We start from the raw sequence: 19,392 nt of genomic DNA, 5'->3' as shown, positions 1-19,392 counted from the left end.
TTGCAAATGTAAAAATTTAGAAATTGATTTCTTATTGCAGGTGTTAAAATTCATTCATAAACCTTAATTTTGTATCTTATCTAAGTCTAAAGAAAAGTAAATGAAGACCCTAATCAAAAATGTAAAAATCGTTAATGAAGGTCAAATATTGGAACGCGATATTTTGATTGAAAATGATTTAATTTCTAAAATAAATCCTCAAATTGAAGAAGAAGCAGATCAGGTAATAGATGGTTCGGGAAAATATCTTCTTCCGGGAGTGATTGACGATCAGGTCCATTTTCGTGAACCCGGATTGACCCATAAAGGAGATATAGAAAGTGAATCCCGTGCTGCTGTTGCAGGCGGCGTAACCAGCTTTATCGATCAGCCTAACACGGTTCCCAATGCGGTAACACAGGAATTACTGGCAGATAAATACGAAATAGCGTCCCGGAAAGCGTATGCCAATTACGGATTCATGATGGGAGGAACCAACGATAATCTTGAAGAAGTATTAAAAACAAATCCCAGAAATGTTCCGGGAATCAAACTTTTTCTCGGTTCGTCTACAGGAAATATGCTGGTTGACAACCCGGAGACGTTAGAAAATATTTTCAGCAATACAAAAATGCTGATTGCCGTTCATTGTGAAGATGAAGCAACTATTAAAGCAAATACCCAACACTATATAGATCAGTATGGAGATGATATCCCGGTTAAATTCCATCACCTCATCAGAAGTGAGGAAGCCTGCTATAAATCTTCCTCCAAAGCAATAGAATTAGCAAAAAAGACAGGTGCCAGATTGCATGTTTTCCACTTGTCAACAGCAAAAGAAACAGAACTATTCCGCAATGATATTCCATTAAAGGATAAAAAGATCACGGCCGAGGTCTGTGTTCATCACCTTACGTTTACCAACGAAGACTATGAAACCAAGGGAGCGCTGATCAAATGGAATCCTGCAGTAAAAACCCAAAAGGATAAAGATGGGCTTTGGGCTGCTCTTTTAGATGACAGAATCGATGTAATTGCAACGGATCATGCCCCACATACATGGGAAGAAAAGCAGAATGTCTACACAAAATGCCCGTCTGGAGCTCCATTGGTACAACATTCATTAGTGGTTATGCTTGAGAATTATAAAAACGGAAAGATTTCTCTTGAAAAAATTGTTGAAAAGATGTCTCATAATCCGGCTATCCTTTTTAGAATCGAAAAAAGAGGATACATCAGGGAAGGGTACAAAGCAGATTTGGTTCTGGTGGACTTAAATGAAAACTGGACGGTGGCTAAAGAGAATATTTTATCTAAATGTGGATGGAGCCCCCTTGAAGGATCCAATTTCCACTCCAAGGTAACCCATACTTTTGTGAATGGAAACCTGGCGTATGACAACGGTAAAGTGAAAGAAGAAAAATTTGGAGAGCGTTTGCTTTTTGAAGTTAAAGAATAAAAAAAGACTGCAATTTGCAGTCTTTTATCTTTTTTTGGCCTTGCTGCTCATATAGAAGGTTAATTTTCCACCATTCATGATTTCAGAATGTTTTAAAGTAAAGTTTTTAATTTCTTTTCCGTTTAAAACCACTTTTTCAACATACACATTCTGCGGTCCCTGATCAATAGCTTCCACTTCAAAAGTTTTTCCATTTTCTAAATGAAGAACAGCAGAATCAACGGCGGGACTTCCTATGGAATAATTATCCGATCCTGGAGCCACAGGATAAAATCCGAGAGCGCTCAGAATATACCATGCGCTCATCTGCCCGGTATCATCATTTCCTCCCAATCCGTCCGGGGTAGCTTTATATTGCATATCCAAAATATGTCGGACCTGGGCCTGAGTTTTCCACGGCTGATCCGCCCAGTTGTACAGATAAGCAACATGATGGGCAGGCTCATTTCCATGTACATAGCCACCAATGATACCTTCCCGGGTAATGTCTTCGGTATCGGCAAAAAATTCATCCGGTAAATGCATAGTGAATAATTCATCCAGTTTACCTGCAAATTTTTTCTTTCCGCCCATTAATTGGATCAGTTCATCAGGATTTTGAGGAACAAAGAAACTGTAGTTCCAGGAGTTTCCTTCGATGAAACCCTGTCCGTGTGTACTTAAAGCATTAAAATCTTTCTTGAAGCTTCCGTCTGCCAAACGGGGACGCATAAATCCTGTTGTCTTGTCAAAATTATTTTTCCAGTTTTCGGAACGTTTTATAAATTGATTGTAAATTTCTGTTCTACCCAGATGTTTTGCCAGTTGGGCAATAGCCCAATCGTCATAAGCATATTCTAAAGTATTGGAAATGGAAGTCCCGTTTTTTTCAGCAGGAATGTAGCCCAAATCCATATAGAAACCTATGCCTTCATAATCCCGCTTGCTGGCTGTTTCCACGCAGGCTTTCAGAGCTTCTTCAGGGTCTCCTTTATATACCCCTTTAATAATAGCATCAGAAATGAGGCTTACACTGTGATACCCACTCATGCACCAGTTTTCATTGGCGTAATGGGACCATACGGGAAGCATCTTCATGGAAAACTGACGGTAATGAGCTATCATTGATTTTATCATATCATTATTTCTCTCAGGCTGAATGATATTGAAAAACGGATGCAGCGCACGGTAAGTATCCCAGAGGGAAAACGTCGTATAATTAGTAAACCCTTCCGCTTTATGAATATTCTGATCCAGCCCTTTGTAATCGCTGTTAACATCCATATAGGTAGTAGGGTTGATGAAAGTATGGTACATAGCGGTGTAGAAGTTGGTCTTTTGAATCTCCGAACCTTTGATAATAATTCTGTTAAGCTCTTTATTCCAGTTTTCCTGTGCGTTGGTCTTCACCTGATCAAAAGATAGATTTCCTGTTTCTTTTTCCAGGTTTTCCAAAGCATTGGCCTGGCTTACCGGTGAGATAGCCAGCTTAACTTCTATGGCTTCATTTTCATCCGTATCAAAATCAAAATGCATTTTTAGATTTCTTCCTGCTATTTCCGGAAAATTTTTAGTCTGATCGAATTTTCTCCAAAAACCTCCGTATACCTGTTTGCCGTCATAATTTTTCTGACCGTAAGATTTAAAAGGTTTTGAAAATTTCATGGCAAAATAAACCGTCCTTGTTCTTGCCCATCCATTGGTCTGCCTGTAACCCGTTATAGTTTGGTCATTTTCTACCCGTACATAGGTCCAGATATTTTTACCATCATAATTATAGATTCCAGCCATCAGGTCCAGGATAATATGGGATTTATCAGACTTAGGAAAAGTATAACGGTGAACTCCGACCCTTGTGGTTGCCGTAAGCTCTGCTACAATATTATGGTCCTCGAGCCTTACCTTATAATAGCCTGCTTCGGCTTTTTCATTTTCGTGAGAGAATCTGCTTCTGTAACCCGTTTCAGGGTGAGAAGCCGTTCCGGGATTGAGTTGTAGCTTTCCTTCGGTTGGTATTATTAAAAAATCTCCCAAATCCGAATGTCCGGTTCCACTGAAATGTGTGGAGCTGAAACCCACGATGGTTTTATCCTCATACCTGTAACCTGCGCAGTATTTATAAACCTCCCCATTGTATTTTCCATTGAGCTCATAAGAGATGGTGTCTGTTTCCGGGCTCAGCTGCACGGAACCGAAAGGTACGGTAGCGCCGGGATAAGTATGACCCATCTTTTCTGTCCCGATTAAAGGATTGACATATTGGTAAAGCTTTTCAAAATGCTGTGCCTTGCCATATACATTGAATAATAATAAGCTTAAAAGAATGTAGATTCCGGATCTTTTCATAGATATAAGAATTTTAAGGGATAAAAATAATCAAAAAAAGGAATCATTATTTATTACATTTATTTATAATACATTCTAATGTCTTTCCTTATAATATTTAGTATTTTTAGAAAAAATAAAAAATTATGAATCTATATGCTCAACCTATGCTGCGTGAAGGCGCATTAAAAGATAAGGTGGCTGTTGTAACCGGCGGTGGTAGTGGTCTTGGAAAAGCGATGACCAGATATTTTCTTCAGTTAGGTGCCAAAGTAGTAATCACTTCAAGAAACCTGGAAAAACTGCAGGTAACGGCTAAGGAATTAGAAGAGGAAACCGGTGGGAAAGTGCTTTGTGTGGCGTGTGACGTAAGAAACTGGGATGAGGTGGAAGCCATGAGGGAAGCAGCCATCAGGGAATTTGGAAAAATTGATATTTTACTGAATAATGCAGCCGGAAACTTTATTTCTCCTACGGAAAGGCTGACGCATTCGGCATTTGATTCTATTCTGGATATTGTTTTAAAAGGAACTAAAAACTGTACCCTTTCCATTGGTAAGTATTGGATAGATTCCAAAATTTCCGGAACGGTGCTTAATATTGTTACGACGTATTCCTGGACGGGATCTGCTTTTGTAGTTCCTTCTGCCTGTGCGAAAGCAGGAGTTTTGGCGATGACAAGATCTCTAGCGGTAGAATGGGCAAAGTATGGAATCCGTTTTAATGCGATCGCACCGGGACCGTTTCCTACTAAAGGTGCCTGGGACAGACTGTTACCGGGAGATCTGCAGGAGAAATTTGATATGAAGAAAAAAGTTCCGTTGAGAAGGGTAGGAGAACATCAGGAATTGGCTAACTTAGCGGCTTATTTAGTCTCAGATTACTCAGCTTATATGAATGGGGAAGTGGTGACAATTGACGGAGGTGAATGGCTGCAGGGAGCTGGGGAGTTCAATATGCTGGAAGAAATACCTAACGAAATGTGGGATGCGTTAGAAGCGATGATCAAAGCCAGAAAGTCCAACTAAAAAATCAATAAACTAATCGATACACATGAAAAGACTATTCTTTGCTTTACCTTTATTCTTTACTGCCTTTACAATGGCCCAGGATCTGAAAGTGATGAGTTTCAACATCCGGCTACAGGTAGAATCGGATAAAGAAAATGCCTGGACGGAAAGAAAACAGGATGCAGTAGATCTGTTAAATTATTATCATCCCGATTATTTCGGGGTTCAGGAAGCTTTACCTCAGCAGATGAAAGATATTAAAAACGGATTGAAAAACTACAATTATGTAGGCGTAGGCAGGGATGATGGAAAAGAAAAAGGAGAGTTTTCCGCTATTTTTTACAATACGGAAAGACTTGATGTGGTAAAATCCGGTACGTTCTGGCTTTCGGAAACTCCGGATATACCCTCAAAAGGCTGGGATGCAGCGTATAACCGCGTGTGTACCTATGCTATTTTTAAAGATAAAAAATCTAAAAAAGAATTTCTTGCGATGAACTTACACTTCGATCATATCGGAAATGTGGCAAGAGAAAAATCAGCAGGCTTGATTCTTAAGAAAATAAAGGAGCTTAATCCTAAAGATCTTCCTGTAACATTAAGCGGAGACTTTAATTTAACAGATGATACGGAACCGATTAAAATTCTTTCCGAAGGTTTACAAGACAGTTTCTATCATTCGGAAACAAAGCATTACGGTCCTGTGGGAACATTTACCAATTTTAATGTAAATGAAGTACCCAAAGAGAGAATCGATTATATTTTTGTAAAAGATTTAAAAATAAAATCCCATAGGCATATTAATGACAGGCGGGAAAATTTGTTATATCCTTCTGATCATTTTCCGGTCATTGTGGATGTACAGTTTTAGTAAGAAAGGCAATTTTATTGCCTTTTTTTGTTAATTTTATAGATGAATAATGACTTATTGACTTTAAAAAAAATAAAAATAATTTAAATGAAGAAACTGATTTTAGGTTTATTATTAATGACTTCATGGCAATTTTCAGCACAGGAGCTTTATATGCCGAGGAATATTAAGAAAGCCTATGATAATGAAACGAGAGACCTTTCCGGAGCCCCTGGAAAAAATTATTGGCAGAATAAAGGGGTGTATTATGTAGAGGTAAAAGTAGATGCAAATACAAAAGTGATTTCAGGAAAGGAAACAATTATTTATACCAATAACAGTCCTAATGATCTGCATGATCTGGCCGTAAGATTTGTGAATAACCTTCATAAGCCCCAATCTCCGAGATCAGGTTTTGTATCTAAAGATTTTTTGAGTTCAGGGCTCGATATCAAATCCTTTATCGTAAACGGTGAAAAATATGAAGTGAACAGTGACGATTGGGGGACTGTGGAAAAAGTAAAGCTTACGACTGCTTTAAAGGCAAAATCCAAAGCGGAGATTAAAATAGAATGGGAATATCCTTTATCGGTTCAGAGTGGACGTGAAGGACAGATTGATCCCCAGACATTTTATGTAGCCTATTCATTTCCCCGGATTTCGGTGTATGATGATTACAACGGATGGGATATGTTGCCACATTCCGACAGGCAGGAGTTTTATAATGATTTCAATGATTATAATTTTGCAATTTCCGTTCCCAAGAATTATGTAGTTTGGGCTACCGGTAATTTCCTGAATCCGGAAGAGGTTCTTCAGCCGGAATACCTGAAAAGATATAAGGCTTCCTTAAAAAGTGATAAGGTCATTCATATTGCCTCTGAATCAGAAATGAAATCTGAAAAAGTGACCAGGCAGAATAAATGGAATGTATGGAAATTTAAGGCAGATCATATTACGGATTTTTGTTTTGCTTTAAGTAACCATTATGTTTGGGATGCGGCAAGCGTCCAGCTGAAAACAAAAAGAGTAAGCGTACAGGCAGGCTATCAGAACAATGCGAAAGATTTTGAACACTATGTAGACTGGATGCGTTATAATATAGACTGGTTTTCCAGGAACTGGCCGGGAGTAGAATACCCTTATCCGGTAATGACGGCTATTCAGGGATATGCAGATATGGAATACCCGATGATGATCAATGATACAAGTATTCCAGATGATCTTAAAGATGCCAGGCTAACAGCCGATCATGAGATTGCCCATACCTATTTTCCTTTCTATATGGGAATTAATGAGACCCGATATGCATTTATGGATGAAGGCTGGGCAACCACATTGGAATACCTGATCGGTATAGACGAAAACGGTGAAAAAGCAGCTAAAGAATTTTATCAGAATTTCAGAGTGAAAAAATGGATTAATGATCCTTCCGCGGAACAGGATCAACCTATCATTACCATGAGTACACAGGTAAGCGGAGCGGGCTACGGAAATAATTCCTATGTAAAAGCTTCCTTATCATACCTTGCACTCAAAGATTATCTGGGAGATGAAGTATTTAAAAAAGCATTACACCATTATATGAACAACTGGAATGGGAAGCACCCCATCCCGTGGGATTTCTTTTACTCTATGAATACAGGGTCAGGTAAAGATCTTAATTGGTTTTGGAATAACTGGTTCTACACTAATAATTATATAGATCTGAAAGTGAATAATCTCACACAAAATAATAATCTGCTTACTGTGAATATAGAGAATGTAGGAGGTTTTGCTATCCCTTTTGATGTGGTTGTTACCTATAAAGATAATGCTATGGAAAAACTGCATTTTACTCCTTCGGTATGGGAGAAAAATCAGAAGAGATCCAACCTGACAATTCCTATTACAAAAGAAGTGAAGTCCGTATTTTTGGATGGAGGTCTTTTTATGGATTATACGCCGAAAGATAATATGAGAAGTATATAATATGAAAGGCCCGGGATCTCCCGGGCCTTTTGATTATTTAATAATTTAGGCAAAACCGTTTTTAATAGCAAAAACTGCCAGGCCTACCCGGGTTTTAAGCTGGAGTTTTTCACACAGCTGATCCCGGTAGCTTTCAACAGTTCTCGGACTGCAGCACATTTTATCGGCTATTTCTTTATAGCTTAATTCGGTTACCGTGTATTTTAAAAATTCTTTTTCCCGTTCGGATATCTTTACCGTGAGCTCAGGAGAATCATTATTCAGTGTTGAAAGAATGATCCGGGAAGCCCATTCCGGATAAAAGAAACCTTCATGGTCTAATCTTGTGAGTGCGGTTTCCAATTCTTTGGGGTGGGTATTTTTTAACAGGTAACCTTTGGCTCCGTTTTTTATCATCCTGATCACACTTTTATCATCACCCTGCATACTGAGAGCCATTACTTTAATTTCCGGATGATGATCCCTGATCCATGCCATCGTTTCAAAACCATCCATGATAGGCATACTGATGTCTAAAAGTATGATATCAGGCAGGGTGTGATCATTTTCAAACTTCTGAATGAGGTCTTTACCGTTTTCACATACATAGATCACTTCAAAATCCTGAAAATTATCTATAATACCTTCCAATGCTTTTGCAATAAGTATATGGTCATCAACAATGACAATGCTTTTTTTCATGACTATTTTTTTAAAATAATACTGAGGGAAGTTCCCCTGTTCGGCTTACTGTTTAAACTAAAGTCTGCTCCTATAATTTCTGCTCTGTTTTTCATGTTCGTCAGGCCAATTCCATTAGAAGCAGCTAATGAAGAATCGAATCCGATACCATCATCCTGGATTTTTAATTCCCACAAAGATTCATCGGAGGTATTGAGGGTAATCCAGATGTTTTCACAGCGTGAATGTTTAATGCTGTTTTGAATAAATTCCTGGGTAATTCTCAATAAAACATTTTTGTGGACAAATCCTAAATCCAGATGCTCAAAGTTATGTTTAAAACTGATATGACATCTTTTAAATAAATTAGAATTATCCACTTCCTCCTGGATTAATGCTACAATCTCTTTTTGATTGATTTTATCATCGGTTAACGTTTTGGAAAGACTTCTCAGATCCTGTAAGGATTGGTTGATAATCTGGGAAACCTGTTCTATTCTTTCCGTCACCTGAGGTACTTTATTTTCATGTAATAACTGCTGGGTGTATAAACTCACCAGGGTTAATTTCTGACCTATGTTATCATGAAGTTCGCGGCCTATCTGCTGCATGGTGATCCTTTGGATTTCAAGCTGGGTGGTTAGGATCTCCTTTTGATGCACTTCATTTTTTATTTCAATTTCATTCAGGTATTCTTTCTTTCGCAGCTTGTATTTGTTGATGTAGATAATAACTGCAACCACAAATAATACAAAGAATAAGTTGAATAAAATGATCGTTAAGTATAGCTCTGTTTTCCCCATATAAATGAAATTGAAAATAGTAAATACATAATAATTCCCGAAATCAGAAAGTAAATAAAATAAATATTCCAGATATCCATATGTTCTAAAAGAAGAAAATAGAATGTCCAAAAGGGTAATGTCCCTATATAAAATAAAGTGACACCAAGATTGATATAAAACATTCTGTTCTGGTTAAAATACAAAATATTCGCTGAATTAATCTGTTTGTAATATTCCATGATTACCAAAATCATAAGTAGAAAGCTCCCAAATGTATAGTTAAAAGAAAAAATAATTTTCCTTTTTTCAAAAAATAATTCATTAGGAATAAAAGAAAGCAAATAAACAGAAGATAGAATAAAGAAAAGATTCTTCTTATTCAAAGATTTTACAGCATATAACCAATACAGAAACAGAAATTGAACCGGAATTACAAAATAATTATAATATTCGGATTTATCAAAGGAAATTAAATTACCACCCCATTTGCCAAATGCTTCACAGAGAAAAATAAATGTTAAGTAGAATACAAAGTATCTCCAATATTGATCTTTTACCTGTCTGTAAAACAGAAGTGAAATGATCATTGCAGTACCTTCCATGAAAAGCATGCCTTCACTTAAAAAAAATTGGAAATCAGCCATTGTATTCTACTTAAACATTAGAGATTAATATAACTCTACATCAGAGGTATGTGGAGGAACAAGCTGTCCGTGATTTTGTGCAAGACTCTCTTCAGAAAGTGATGAAAGACGTGAACTTACAGTAGTAGCTTTGGCTGTAGTAGCTGTTTTTAAAGAAGCTGAATTTAAAGGGTCAAAATCGAAATTCAGATTTTCTCTTTTGATGGTCGGGATCATTACCAAAGTATGCTTTCCTGCATATTCTTTTCCGATGGATTGTCCTTCCATGATATCCCAGTTTTCAGCTTTTGGATAGGCGGCATAATAAAATCTTAGTCCCAGATCTTTATCTGTAATGCTGGGATCAATGTTTTGAGTTTTAGATTCTATATCAGAAATAAGCTTTTTTAAAGTAGGCAAATCGAACCAGATAGAATGGGAATCCGCCATTCCTAATTCTTTATTGATTACTGCCAGTTGGTTTTGTTTGTAGTTGTCGATCATATTCTTGATCAGACTGTTAACAATGGTGTTGGGGACTACATTTTTTTTAGAGGATTGATCTTCGTTCATAACTTTTGGTTTTATAAGGTTGTTGTGTATGTAATGTGCAAATTTCGGAAAAAATAGAAGTTAAATTACAGTGTTTTCCCTGTTAATTATTAGGGTTTTTACGGTTTTTTTAAAATTATTTTTTTGTAATAGCCGCTCTTTAATAAAATAAGCACCACAGACTTTGGGTCTATGGTACTTATTTTGAAACTAATAATATATGAAAAAAACTACTTCGTGTTTATTCTGTTGGTCTGAATACCAATCCTGTTTCTTCAAAATAATCCAAGGTGATTCTGTCGCCGTCATTCACCTGGCCGGAAAGGATTTCCCGTGAAAGCTTATTAAGCACTTCCTGCTGGATCACTCTTTTCAGCGGTCTTGCTCCGAATACAGGATCATAACCTTTGTTCATAAGGTAGTCCACGGCATCCTGAGTGGCTGTCATAATAATATTACGTTTGGCCAGCATATCATTAAATCCTCTCAGCTGATACTGAACGATTTTTCCGATTTCTTTTTTTCTTAACGGCTGGAACAGTACCACTTCGTCAATTCTGTTCAGGAATTCAGGTCGTAGAGTCTGTTTCAACAGATCGAAAACTTCACCTTTTGTTTTATCTACGATTTCATCCTGATTTTCATCGGTAATATTTTCAAAGTTTTCCTGGATCAGATGAGAGCCTAAATTGGAGGTCATAATAATGATCGAATTTTTGAAATTGACCACACGTCCTTTATTGTCTGTAAGACGACCGTCATCCAAAACCTGAAGCAACGTATTGAATACATCCGGATGGGCTTTCTCTATTTCATCCAGCAATACTACCGAATAAGGTCTTCTTCTTACCGCCTCGGTTAGCTGGCCCCCTTCATCATATCCTACATATCCCGGAGGCGCTCCTACCAATCTGGAAACACTGTGACGTTCCTGATATTCACTCATATCAATTCTCGTCATATTATTTTCATCATCGAATAAGAATTCAGCCAATGCTTTAGCCAATTCGGTTTTACCTACCCCGGTGGTTCCGAGGAAAAGGAAAGACCCGATAGGCTTTTTATCATCACTAAGTCCGGCACGGTTTCTTCTGATCGCATCCGCTACCGCCTGGATGGCTTCATCCTGACCGACAACGCGGTGGTGAAGCTCGGCTTCAAGGTTTAATAATTTTTCTCTTTCGGACTGTAAAAGTTTGGTTACCGGGATTCCGGTCCATTTAGCAATCACTTCTGATATGTTTTCAGAAGTAACCTCCTCCTTAATCAATTCATTCTGATGATTCTGCATTTCCAGCTCAAGTTTCTGCAATGCATCTTCTTTTTCCTTGATTTTGCCATATTGGATTTCCGCTACTTTTGCATAATCTCCGGCTCTCGAAGCTCTTTCTGCTTCCAGTTTCAGTGCTTCAATATCTTTTTTGATCTGAGTAAGATCTTCACTTTTCTGTTTTTCTTTTAACCATTTTGCATTGATCTCATTTCTCTGTTCAGAAATTTTGGAGATATCCTCTTTCAAATGGTCTATCTTGGTTTGGTTGCCTTCCCTTGAGATGGCCGCCAGTTCAATTTCCAGCTGCATGAGTTTTCTGTCCAAAACATCCAGCTCTTCCGGTTTGGAATTGATTTCCATTCTCAATTTGGCAGAAGCTTCATCGATAAGGTCAATCGCCTTATCCGGTAAGAACCTGTCGGAAATATAACGTTGTGACATTTCTACTGCGGCGATAATGGCCTCATCTTTAATTCTTACCTTATGGTGGGCTTCATATTTATCTTTAATACCTCTTAAGATGGAAATTGCCGATTCGGTATCCGGCTCTTCCACCATTACTTTTTGGAAACGGCGCTCCAGTGCTTTATCTTTTTCAAAATATTTTTGATACTCGTTAAGCGTGGTAGCTCCTACCGCTCTCAATTCACCTCTAGCTAAAGCGGGTTTTAAGATATTAGCGGCATCCATAGCTCCCTCACCACCTCCTGCACCTACAAGAGTATGAATTTCATCAATGAAAAGTATGATCTGTCCGTCGGATTTGATCACTTCATTAACCACGGATTTTAAACGTTCTTCAAATTCCCCTTTATATTTGGCTCCGGCGATCAAGGCTCCCATATCCAATGAATACAATGTTTTATCCATCAGGTTTTCAGGAACATCTCCATTGATGATTCTGTGGGCAATACCTTCAGCGATAGCTGTTTTACCTACACCGGGTTCTCCGATGAGAATAGGGTTGTTTTTAGTTCTTCTGGATAAGATCTGAAGCACTCTTCTGATTTCTTCGTCACGGCCGATTACCGGATCCAGTTTTCCTTCTGCTGCCAGCTCATTAAAGTTTTTAGCATATTTATTTAAGGATTGATAAGTTTCTTCTGAACTTGCAGAAGTGGCTTTACTTCCTTTTCTTAATTCCTTGATTCCTCCTTCCAGAAGATTTTTGGTTACTCCCATATCTTTCAGCATCTTGGAAACTTCTGAACTTGTTTCCAAAAGAGCAAGCCATAAATGTTCTATTGTTACATATTCGTCTCCCATTTTTTTAGCGATATTGGGAGCATCCAGTAAAACTTTATTAGCCGATTGGGAAAGATAGATATTCCCTCCCTGTACTTTAGGAAGTTTCTCTATATTTTCGCGGTTGCGTTCCCGCACAAGGTTGGCATCTGCTTCTGATTTCTTAAGTAAAAAAGGAGAAATATTTTCATCTACCTGAAAAATCCCTTCAAGTAAATGTTGGGGCTCAATACTCTGGTTGCCGAATTCAAGAGCCGTTTGCTGGGCTGCCTGAATGGCTTCTTGTGATTTTACAGTATATTGGTTTAAGTTCATATTTTTTGCAATTATTTGTTCAAGTTTATTTTCTTAAAAACATTAAGAAACTAAATTTTCAGGCTTAGCTTCTTAACGCCATCAATTATTTATCATTTAATTCGAGACGTATAACGCAAAAACTGTTCAATTACTAAATTTATAAAAAAATAAGTCAAAATTTCCGGATTTTGTATTTTTAACGTAAAATTAACTTGACAAAATTTCCGATTTTAAAAATTAGTTTTTTATTTGGAATGGTTATTTTTGTAATGCATATGGAGCTTAAAGAGAAACAAAAAAAAATATTGGAAGAAGCCATTGAGCTTTTTAAGGAGAAAGGCTATTTAGGCAGCTCGGTGAGAGATCTTGCTACCAAGCTGAATATTAAGGCGGCTTCCCTGTACGCCCACATAGAATCTAAGGAAGAACTGCTGGAGTGGATCTGTTTTGGAATCGCCAATGAGTTTTTTATAGAGCTAAAGGAAGTGAAAAGTACAGATGTTTCTCCGAAAGAAAAATTGGATTTATTTATCAATAAACACTTATCGGTAGTTCTTAAAAATCCGGATGTTACCCATATTTATTCCAATGAATGGAAGCATTTGGAGAAAAGACGTTCGGAATTTGTCGAATTAAGGAAAAAATATCAGTCTGAAGTGGAAAATTTAATTTCTGAGATCTATAAGGCTGAAAAATGGGAATTAAAATCACCTGATTTTACCACAAAATTTATTCTTCATACCTTAAATAACTCTTATTTCTGGTTTAAAAAAAATTCAGGGCCATCCCACGCCATCATCGATGAAATAAGGGATAAGATCCTTTATGGACTGCTTGGAAAAATGTAAAACATGACGAAAGTCATGAAAAATTTTGCGAGAGTGGAAAATCTTTTTAAATTTACCCCTAACAAATGTTAGTTAGTTTTTATGGATTTTTCAGTTGAATATTTAAAGATTGATCAATTAAGAAGTTTGCAGTCCGAAAGATTGGTGAATTTAATTGGTTACCTTGAGCAGAAGTCAGGCTTCTATCAAGAGAAATTTAAAGCAGCTGGAATATCTTCTCACGACATCAGATCAATTGAAGATATTACTAAACTGCCGATTACCCACAAGCAAGACTTGAGAAATAATTATCCCTTTGGATTATTTACGGTTCCCAAGAATGAACTTCAGAGAATTCATTGCTCAAGCGGAACTACAGGAAGGCCGACAGTGGTAGGATATACAAAAGAAGATGTTGATCTGTTCAGCGAGGTAGTTGCAAGATCTTTGAATGCTGCCGGAGCCCAGCCGGGTATGCAGCTGCACAATGCCTATGGATACGGTATTTTTACAGGAGGTCTTGGTTTGCATTACGGAGCTGAAAAGCTAGGAATGAGTGTACTGCCCATTTCAGGAGGAATGACGACAAGACAGGTCGATTTAATTTTAGACTTCAAACCTGAAGTTATCTGCTGCTCTCCTTCATATGCCCTTACCATTGCAGATGAATTTGCAAGCAGGGGGATTTCAGGAGATGAGATCAGTTTGAAATACGCAGTCTTAGGCTCCGAGCCCTGGACCGAAATTATCAGAGGACATATCGAAAACAGATTGGGGCTACATGCCACCAATATCTATGGACTCAGTGAAATCATAGGGCCGGGTGTTTCCATGGAAGACTGGGAAGAAAAAGGAGGTGCCTATATCTGGGAAGATCATTTCTATCCTGAGATCTTAGATCCGGTAACTCAGCAGCCGGTCCCGTTTGGAGAAGAAGGAGTCCTGGTAATTACGACTTTAACCAAAAAAGCAATGCCTCTTCTGCGGTACTGGACCAATGATATTACAAGTCTTTACTACGATAGCAATGCTAAAAGAACAATGGTGAAAATGAAACCCATACTGGGACGTGCTGATGACATGCTGATCGTAAGAGGGGTAAATGTATATCCAAGCCAGATCGAAGAAGCTTTTTCACATGTGAAAGGTGTAGTACCGAACTATTACCTGACCCCTATTGAAAAAGAACATATGTGTGTAGCACTGGAAGTAGATGTGGAAATAGATGATCAATTTGTAAAAGATCAGCATTTGCCGATCAATAGTGACGAATACAGTGACTTCATCCATAAATTTGAAAGAAGCGTAGAAAACGAGATCAAAAGGAGAGTAGGAATCACCACTAAAGTGAAAATCCATGCTCAGGATGCTTTGCCTAAATGTGAAGGTGGCAAAATAAATAGAATATTAAAACAGAAATAAAGGTTAATAAGAATGACCGGAAAAGTGGTGGAAATATTACAATATAATTTAAAAGAAGGTACTGGTGAAGCCTTTCATCAGATCATGCAGCAGACCAGTGTCCCTTTGCATGCAAGCCATTCGATAGAAGTGATATTGTATGGAAATTCCCTTCATGATTCGGATTGTTATTATCTCATACGTGCCTTTGAGAGCGAAGACCAAATGCACTCCGTCCTGAATGATTTTTATGCAGGTAAGGACTGGAAGGACGGACCTCGGGAAGAGATCGTCAACAAAATTGAGAATAGTTTGAAATCAATACTATTGCTGTCTCAAAGTTCAATAGAAGAACTTAAAAAGCAGAATTTCGTTAAAGATTAAGAGAAATAGAGAATATAAAACAGAAATGAATTCATTTTATAAACTAAAAACCGTAAAGGTTAAGAAAGATACCCATGATGCCGTAAATGTTGCGGTGGAAATTCCTGAACAGCTTAAGGATAAGTTCAGGTTTAAACAAGGTCAATATATCAATTTCCGGATGATGATCGATGGAAATGAAGAAAGACGCTCTTATTCCATATGCAATGCCCCAAGTGAAAAAAGCAATACACTGGAAGTATTGGTAAAGCTTTTGGAAGGAGGAAAAGTTTCAGGATATTTTAACAATACCCTTTGTGAAAATGAAGAGCTGGAAGTAATGCCTCCGATGGGCAGCTTTAATACCACTTACCATCCTGCCAATACTAAAACCTATGTGGGGTTGGCAGCCGGAAGCGGAATAAGTCCGGTACTTTCCAACCTTAAAGAAAGTCTTTACCAGGAGCCTAAGAGTAATGCTTATCTGTTTTACAGCAACAGAAGTATGGAGCATGTAATGAGGAAAGAGGAAATTGAAAAGCTGGTTCAGGATTTTAACGGAAGATTAAAAGTAATCTATCTGGTAAGTCGTGAAAAGCACGAAGATCCCGTATTTGAAGGACGGATTTCTGCAGAAAAATTAGAACAGCTATTTGAAAGATATACCGACATCAATGTTCAGGACTCCACTTATTTCATCTGTGGACCTGCGGAAATGATTAAAGGAATTTCCGATTACCTGAAAAAAGATAAAAAAGTACCCGCTATCCAGGTTTTATATGAATATTTCACCGCTCCTGACGAAGAAGGTTCAGAAGAAATGAGTGAAGAATTCAAAGCCATAGCGAATATTGAAAGTATGGTAACCGTTATCATCGATGATGATGAATACTCGTTCCATTTGAACTCTAAGAAAGAAAGTATTTTAGATAAAGCATTGAAAGATCAGCTTCCCGTTCCTTTCGCATGTAAGGGAGGAGTTTGCTGTACGTGTAAGGCTCAGGTCCTGGAAGGAGAAGTTTTCATGGAGAAGAACTTTGCTCTTACTGAAGAAGAAGTAGCCAAAGGCTACGTACTGACATGTCAATGTCACCCGACAACGAATGTGGTGATGCTTAATTATGATGTTTAAAATTGTATTAATGATTGAATGTAAACGGTATTCATAAATACTTGTTACATTTTACAAAAACAAGAAGAAATGGATTTAGAAAAATTTGTTCAATACGTACAAGAAGAAAACAAAGTAGAACCGAAGGACGTAATGCCGGACGACTACAGAAAATTACTGGTTCGTCAGATTTCCCAGCATGCCCATTCGGAAGTGGTAGGAATGTTGCCGGAAGCCAACTGGATATCCAGAGCACCTTCATTAAGAAGAAAAATGGCTCTGCTGGCTAAAATTCAGGATGAAGCCGGACACGGATTATATCTGTATGCAGCTACTGAAACATTAGGAAACGGAAAGCTCACTGCGGACAGAGACGCTACCTATAATGATATGCTGAGTGGAAAAGCCAAGTATTCCAGTATTTTCAACTATCCTGCTCTTAGCTGGGCGGATATAGGAACGATCGGCTGGCTGGTGGACGGAGCAGCTATTATGAACCAGGTAATGCTGATGGGAAATTCTTACGGTCCTTACTCCAGAGCGATGGTAAGAATCTGTAAAGAAGAATCTTTTCATCAGAGACAGGGATATGAAATCCTAATGGCACTGTGCCGGGGAACAAAAGAGCAGAAGGAAATGGCCCAGGAAGCTTTAAACCGTTTCTGGTGGCCGGCACTGATGATGTTCGGGCCTAATGATGAACATTCTCCAAACTCTAAAATATCCATGAATTACAGAGTAAAACGCGAAAGTAATGATAGCCTTCGTCAGAGATTTATTGATGTTACGGTTCCACAGGCTGAATTCTTAGGATTAAAAGTTCCTGATGAAAACTTAAAATGGAACGAAGAAACAGGTCATTATGATTTCAGTGAGCTTCCTTGGGAAGAATTCAATGAAGTTTTAAAAGGTAACGGACCTTGTAATAAAAAAAGATTACAGACTAAAATAAAAGCCCAGCAGGAAAATGCCTGGGTGAAAGAAGCGGCTACGGCGTTTGCTGCAAAGCAGGAAAAAGTAATCTAATCCGTATTAAATCAATCAAGTTTAACAATAATAATTCAAAAGATGAGTCAATTAGATATGTGGGAAGTGTTTATCCAGACAAAACCGGGAATGTCCCATAAACATGCAGGAACAGTACAGGCACCAACAGCAGAACTCGCATTACAGAATGCAAGGGACGTATATACAAGAAGAATGGAAGGAACAAGCCTTTGGGTAGTTCCAAGTAAATATATTGTAAGCTCGGAAGGTATGGAGCAGGATGCATTTTTTGATCCGGCGGATGATAAGCTGTATCGTCATCCTACTTTTTATAATATTCCTAACGATGTAAAAAACATGTAATATGAACGCATTATATAATTATGTGTTAAAACTGGCTGATGACAGCCTTATTATGGGTCAGAGATTATCCGAATGGTGCGGGGAAGGACCTTATCTGGAAGAAGATATTGCGTTGGTGAATGTTGCACTGGATGAACTGGGGCAGGCCAATAACTTTTATCAATATGCCTCAAGGATAGCTGATAACGGTAAAACAGAAGATGATATTGCTTTTTTAAGATATGAACCCGAATATGTGAATGCACACTGGGTGGAACTTCCTAACGGAGATTATGCTCAGACGGTTCTTAAAGTGTATGTATTTGCCGTATATCAGAAATTATTATATCAGGCATTATCCGGATCTCAGGATGAAGAGCTGGCAGCTATTGCCCAGAAATCATTAAAAGAAGTAAAGTATCATTATACCCACGCTTCTTCCTGGATGAATATTTTTGCACAGGGAACGGAGGAAAGTAAAAACCGTCTTACCAATGCTATCGAGAATATTTGGGAATATACAAAAGGACTCTTCGCAAAAGTAGAAGGAGAAAGTGAAATAAGTGCCTTAAATGTTGTGCCTGATGCGGATGAGTTATACCAGCAGTTTGTCTCTGTTACAAAAGAAGACTTCCGGAATTTCGGATTGGAATATCCTGCAGAAGATCACTTTATGCAACCCAGATCCAGAACCGGATATCATACAGAATACTTCGGATATATCCTTTGTGAACTGCAATATATGCAGAGGGCCTATCCGGGATGTACATGGTAAATCAACTTTCCGGTACATGAATACTTTGTTAAATGGTTATCTTAATTAAAATTGAATAATTTAATAAACATACTAAAAGAAATTCCTGATCCCGAAATTCCGGTAATTAATATCGTGGAACTGGGTATTGTAAGAGAAGCGAAACCCACAAGTGACCATACTTGTGAGGTGGTGATCACTCCTACCTATTCGGCTTGTCCTGCGATGTTCAATATCGAAGAAGATATTGTCAAGTTAATGAAGGAAAACGGTTGGGATGCAAAAGTGGTGACCAAGATGTTTCCCATATGGACAACCGATTGGCTGACCGATGAAGCGAGAGAGAAACTTAGAGTATATGGTATTACTCCTCCCGAAAAAGGAGCCGATGAGCATCATATAGGAAAACCTAAAAAATGTCCGCGTTGCGGATCCATGCATACCAAGCAGATCAGCAGGTTTGGCTCTACGTTGTGTAAAGCTTCCTACCAATGCCTGGATTGTCTGGAGCCTTTCGATTACTTTAAATGTCATTAGAAATGTTTAACTTTAATGAAATTAAATTCAAAGTAATTATTTTATTATTAACGTATTAATAA

General features: G+C 37.9%; 17 protein-coding genes. 12 read left to right on the top strand and 5 right to left on the bottom strand.

Going from position 1 to position 19,392, the window contains the following annotated elements:
• Window positions 1-100: 100 nt before the first annotated feature.
• On the top strand, window positions 101-1,438 hold the full coding sequence (locus ABJ974_RS14210) for a dihydroorotase (RefSeq protein WP_419868887.1): 1,338 nt from the start codon (window positions 101-103) through the stop codon (window positions 1,436-1,438).
• A 24-nt stretch (window positions 1,439-1,462) separates the two neighbouring features.
• Here the strand turns inward: ABJ974_RS14210 and ABJ974_RS14205 are convergent, their stop codons facing one another.
• The gene (locus ABJ974_RS14205) at window positions 1,463-3,763 is read right to left on the bottom strand and encodes a GH92 family glycosyl hydrolase (protein WP_419868886.1); all 2,301 of its coding nucleotides are present in this window, start codon (window positions 3,761-3,763) and stop codon (window positions 1,463-1,465) included.
• A 125-nt stretch (window positions 3,764-3,888) separates the two neighbouring features.
• On the opposite strand from ABJ974_RS14205, the gene ABJ974_RS14200 reads away from it, so the two are divergent.
• The 3 genes from ABJ974_RS14200 (at window position 3,889) to ABJ974_RS14190 (ending at window position 7,573) form a co-directional block, all read left to right on the top strand.
• Complete coding sequence (locus tag ABJ974_RS14200) at window positions 3,889-4,770, top strand: SDR family oxidoreductase (RefSeq protein WP_419868885.1); 882 nt, start codon at window positions 3,889-3,891, stop codon at window positions 4,768-4,770.
• Between the two features lie 25 nt (window positions 4,771-4,795).
• Window positions 4,796-5,623, top strand: a complete 828-nt coding sequence (locus ABJ974_RS14195) for an endonuclease/exonuclease/phosphatase family protein (protein WP_419868884.1) — start codon at window positions 4,796-4,798, stop codon at window positions 5,621-5,623.
• Window positions 5,624-5,710: 87 nt separating this feature from the next.
• Window positions 5,711-7,573: a M1 family metallopeptidase gene (locus ABJ974_RS14190; RefSeq protein WP_419868883.1), complete on the top strand. Its 1,863-nt coding sequence runs from the start codon at window positions 5,711-5,713 to the stop codon at window positions 7,571-7,573.
• 45 nt (window positions 7,574-7,618) lie between these two features.
• On the opposite strand, the gene ABJ974_RS14185 is transcribed toward ABJ974_RS14190, so the two are convergent.
• The 4 genes from ABJ974_RS14185 to clpB form a co-directional block, all read right to left on the bottom strand.
• The gene (locus ABJ974_RS14185; RefSeq protein ID WP_419868882.1) at window positions 7,619-8,254 is read right to left on the bottom strand and encodes a response regulator transcription factor; all 636 of its coding nucleotides are present in this window, start codon (window positions 8,252-8,254) and stop codon (window positions 7,619-7,621) included.
• A gap of 2 nt (window positions 8,255-8,256) precedes the next feature.
• Window positions 8,257-9,036: a sensor histidine kinase gene (locus ABJ974_RS14180; protein WP_419868881.1), complete on the bottom strand. Its 780-nt coding sequence runs from the start codon at window positions 9,034-9,036 to the stop codon at window positions 8,257-8,259.
• A gap of 650 nt (window positions 9,037-9,686) precedes the next feature.
• Entirely contained in the window at window positions 9,687-10,214 is a 528-nt protein-coding gene (locus ABJ974_RS14175) for a hypothetical protein (RefSeq protein WP_419868880.1), read from the bottom strand.
• Window positions 10,215-10,434: 220 nt separating this feature from the next.
• Complete coding sequence (gene clpB, locus ABJ974_RS14170) at window positions 10,435-13,026, bottom strand: ATP-dependent chaperone ClpB (RefSeq protein ID WP_419868879.1); 2,592 nt, start codon at window positions 13,024-13,026, stop codon at window positions 10,435-10,437.
• Between the two features lie 236 nt (window positions 13,027-13,262).
• On the opposite strand from clpB, the gene ABJ974_RS14165 reads away from it, so the two are divergent.
• The 8 genes from ABJ974_RS14165 to paaD all read left to right on the top strand — a co-directional run bounded on the left by ABJ974_RS14165 (window position 13,263) and on the right by paaD (window position 19,330).
• A complete protein-coding gene (locus ABJ974_RS14165; RefSeq protein ID WP_419868878.1) occupies window positions 13,263-13,856 on the top strand; it encodes a TetR/AcrR family transcriptional regulator in 594 nt (197 codons plus the stop codon).
• Between the two features lie 81 nt (window positions 13,857-13,937).
• Window positions 13,938-15,257, top strand: coding sequence for a phenylacetate--CoA ligase family protein (locus ABJ974_RS14160; protein ID WP_419868877.1), 1,320 nt, complete (start codon window positions 13,938-13,940; stop codon window positions 15,255-15,257).
• 12 nt (window positions 15,258-15,269) lie between these two features.
• Complete coding sequence (locus tag ABJ974_RS14155) at window positions 15,270-15,620, top strand: hypothetical protein (protein WP_419868876.1); 351 nt, start codon at window positions 15,270-15,272, stop codon at window positions 15,618-15,620.
• Between the two features lie 25 nt (window positions 15,621-15,645).
• A complete protein-coding gene (locus ABJ974_RS14150; protein ID WP_419868875.1) occupies window positions 15,646-16,731 on the top strand; it encodes a 2Fe-2S iron-sulfur cluster-binding protein in 1,086 nt (361 codons plus the stop codon).
• A 69-nt stretch (window positions 16,732-16,800) separates the two neighbouring features.
• A complete protein-coding gene (paaA, locus tag ABJ974_RS14145; RefSeq protein WP_419868874.1) occupies window positions 16,801-17,736 on the top strand; it encodes a 1,2-phenylacetyl-CoA epoxidase subunit PaaA in 936 nt (311 codons plus the stop codon).
• A gap of 42 nt (window positions 17,737-17,778) precedes the next feature.
• Complete coding sequence (gene paaB, locus ABJ974_RS14140) at window positions 17,779-18,060, top strand: 1,2-phenylacetyl-CoA epoxidase subunit PaaB (RefSeq protein WP_292010102.1); 282 nt, start codon at window positions 17,779-17,781, stop codon at window positions 18,058-18,060.
• Window position 18,061: 1 nt separating this feature from the next.
• Complete coding sequence (gene paaC / locus ABJ974_RS14135; protein ID WP_419868873.1) at window positions 18,062-18,814, top strand: 1,2-phenylacetyl-CoA epoxidase subunit PaaC; 753 nt, start codon at window positions 18,062-18,064, stop codon at window positions 18,812-18,814.
• A gap of 51 nt (window positions 18,815-18,865) precedes the next feature.
• Window positions 18,866-19,330: a 1,2-phenylacetyl-CoA epoxidase subunit PaaD gene (paaD, locus tag ABJ974_RS14130; protein WP_419868872.1), complete on the top strand. Its 465-nt coding sequence runs from the start codon at window positions 18,866-18,868 to the stop codon at window positions 19,328-19,330.
• The last annotated feature ends 62 nt before the right edge of the window (window positions 19,331-19,392 follow it).

The sequence above is a fragment of the Chryseobacterium sp. CT-SW4 genome (assembly GCF_048572715.1).
In the GTDB taxonomy this organism is placed as follows: Bacteria; Bacteroidota; Bacteroidia; order Flavobacteriales; family Weeksellaceae; genus Chryseobacterium.
Note: the sequence above shows the minus strand (reverse complement) of the source record. Positions and strands in the feature narration are given on the sequence as shown.

What these genes read in the sequence shown, in the direction of transcription:
- paaA (WP_419868874.1), top strand. Translation starts at nt 16,801, where the DNA reads ATGGATTTAGAAAAATTTGTTCAATACGTACAAGAAGAAAACAAAGTA.
- ABJ974_RS14160 (WP_419868877.1), top strand. Translation starts at nt 13,938, where the DNA reads ATGGATTTTTCAGTTGAATATTTAAAGATTGATCAATTAAGAAGTTTG.
- ABJ974_RS14165 (WP_419868878.1), top strand. Translation starts at nt 13,263, where the DNA reads ATGGTTATTTTTGTAATGCATATGGAGCTTAAAGAGAAACAAAAAAAA.
- ABJ974_RS14210 (WP_419868887.1), top strand. Translation starts at nt 101, where the DNA reads ATGAAGACCCTAATCAAAAATGTAAAAATCGTTAATGAAGGTCAAATA.
- ABJ974_RS14150 (WP_419868875.1), top strand. Translation starts at nt 15,646, where the DNA reads ATGAATTCATTTTATAAACTAAAAACCGTAAAGGTTAAGAAAGATACC.
- ABJ974_RS14195 (WP_419868884.1), top strand. Translation starts at nt 4,796, where the DNA reads ATGAAAAGACTATTCTTTGCTTTACCTTTATTCTTTACTGCCTTTACA.
- ABJ974_RS14175 (WP_419868880.1), bottom strand. Translation starts at nt 10,214, where the DNA reads ATGAACGAAGATCAATCCTCTAAAAAAAATGTAGTCCCCAACACCATT.
- ABJ974_RS14190 (WP_419868883.1), top strand. Translation starts at nt 5,711, where the DNA reads ATGAAGAAACTGATTTTAGGTTTATTATTAATGACTTCATGGCAATTT.
- paaC (WP_419868873.1), top strand. Translation starts at nt 18,062, where the DNA reads ATGAACGCATTATATAATTATGTGTTAAAACTGGCTGATGACAGCCTT.
- ABJ974_RS14200 (WP_419868885.1), top strand. Translation starts at nt 3,889, where the DNA reads ATGAATCTATATGCTCAACCTATGCTGCGTGAAGGCGCATTAAAAGAT.
- ABJ974_RS14205 (WP_419868886.1), bottom strand. Translation starts at nt 3,763, where the DNA reads ATGAAAAGATCCGGAATCTACATTCTTTTAAGCTTATTATTATTCAAT.
- ABJ974_RS14155 (WP_419868876.1), top strand. Translation starts at nt 15,270, where the DNA reads ATGACCGGAAAAGTGGTGGAAATATTACAATATAATTTAAAAGAAGGT.
- paaB (WP_292010102.1), top strand. Translation starts at nt 17,779, where the DNA reads ATGAGTCAATTAGATATGTGGGAAGTGTTTATCCAGACAAAACCGGGA.
- ABJ974_RS14180 (WP_419868881.1), bottom strand. Translation starts at nt 9,036, where the DNA reads ATGGGGAAAACAGAGCTATACTTAACGATCATTTTATTCAACTTATTC.
- ABJ974_RS14185 (WP_419868882.1), bottom strand. Translation starts at nt 8,254, where the DNA reads ATGAAAAAAAGCATTGTCATTGTTGATGACCATATACTTATTGCAAAA.
- clpB (WP_419868879.1), bottom strand. Translation starts at nt 13,026, where the DNA reads ATGAACTTAAACCAATATACTGTAAAATCACAAGAAGCCATTCAGGCA.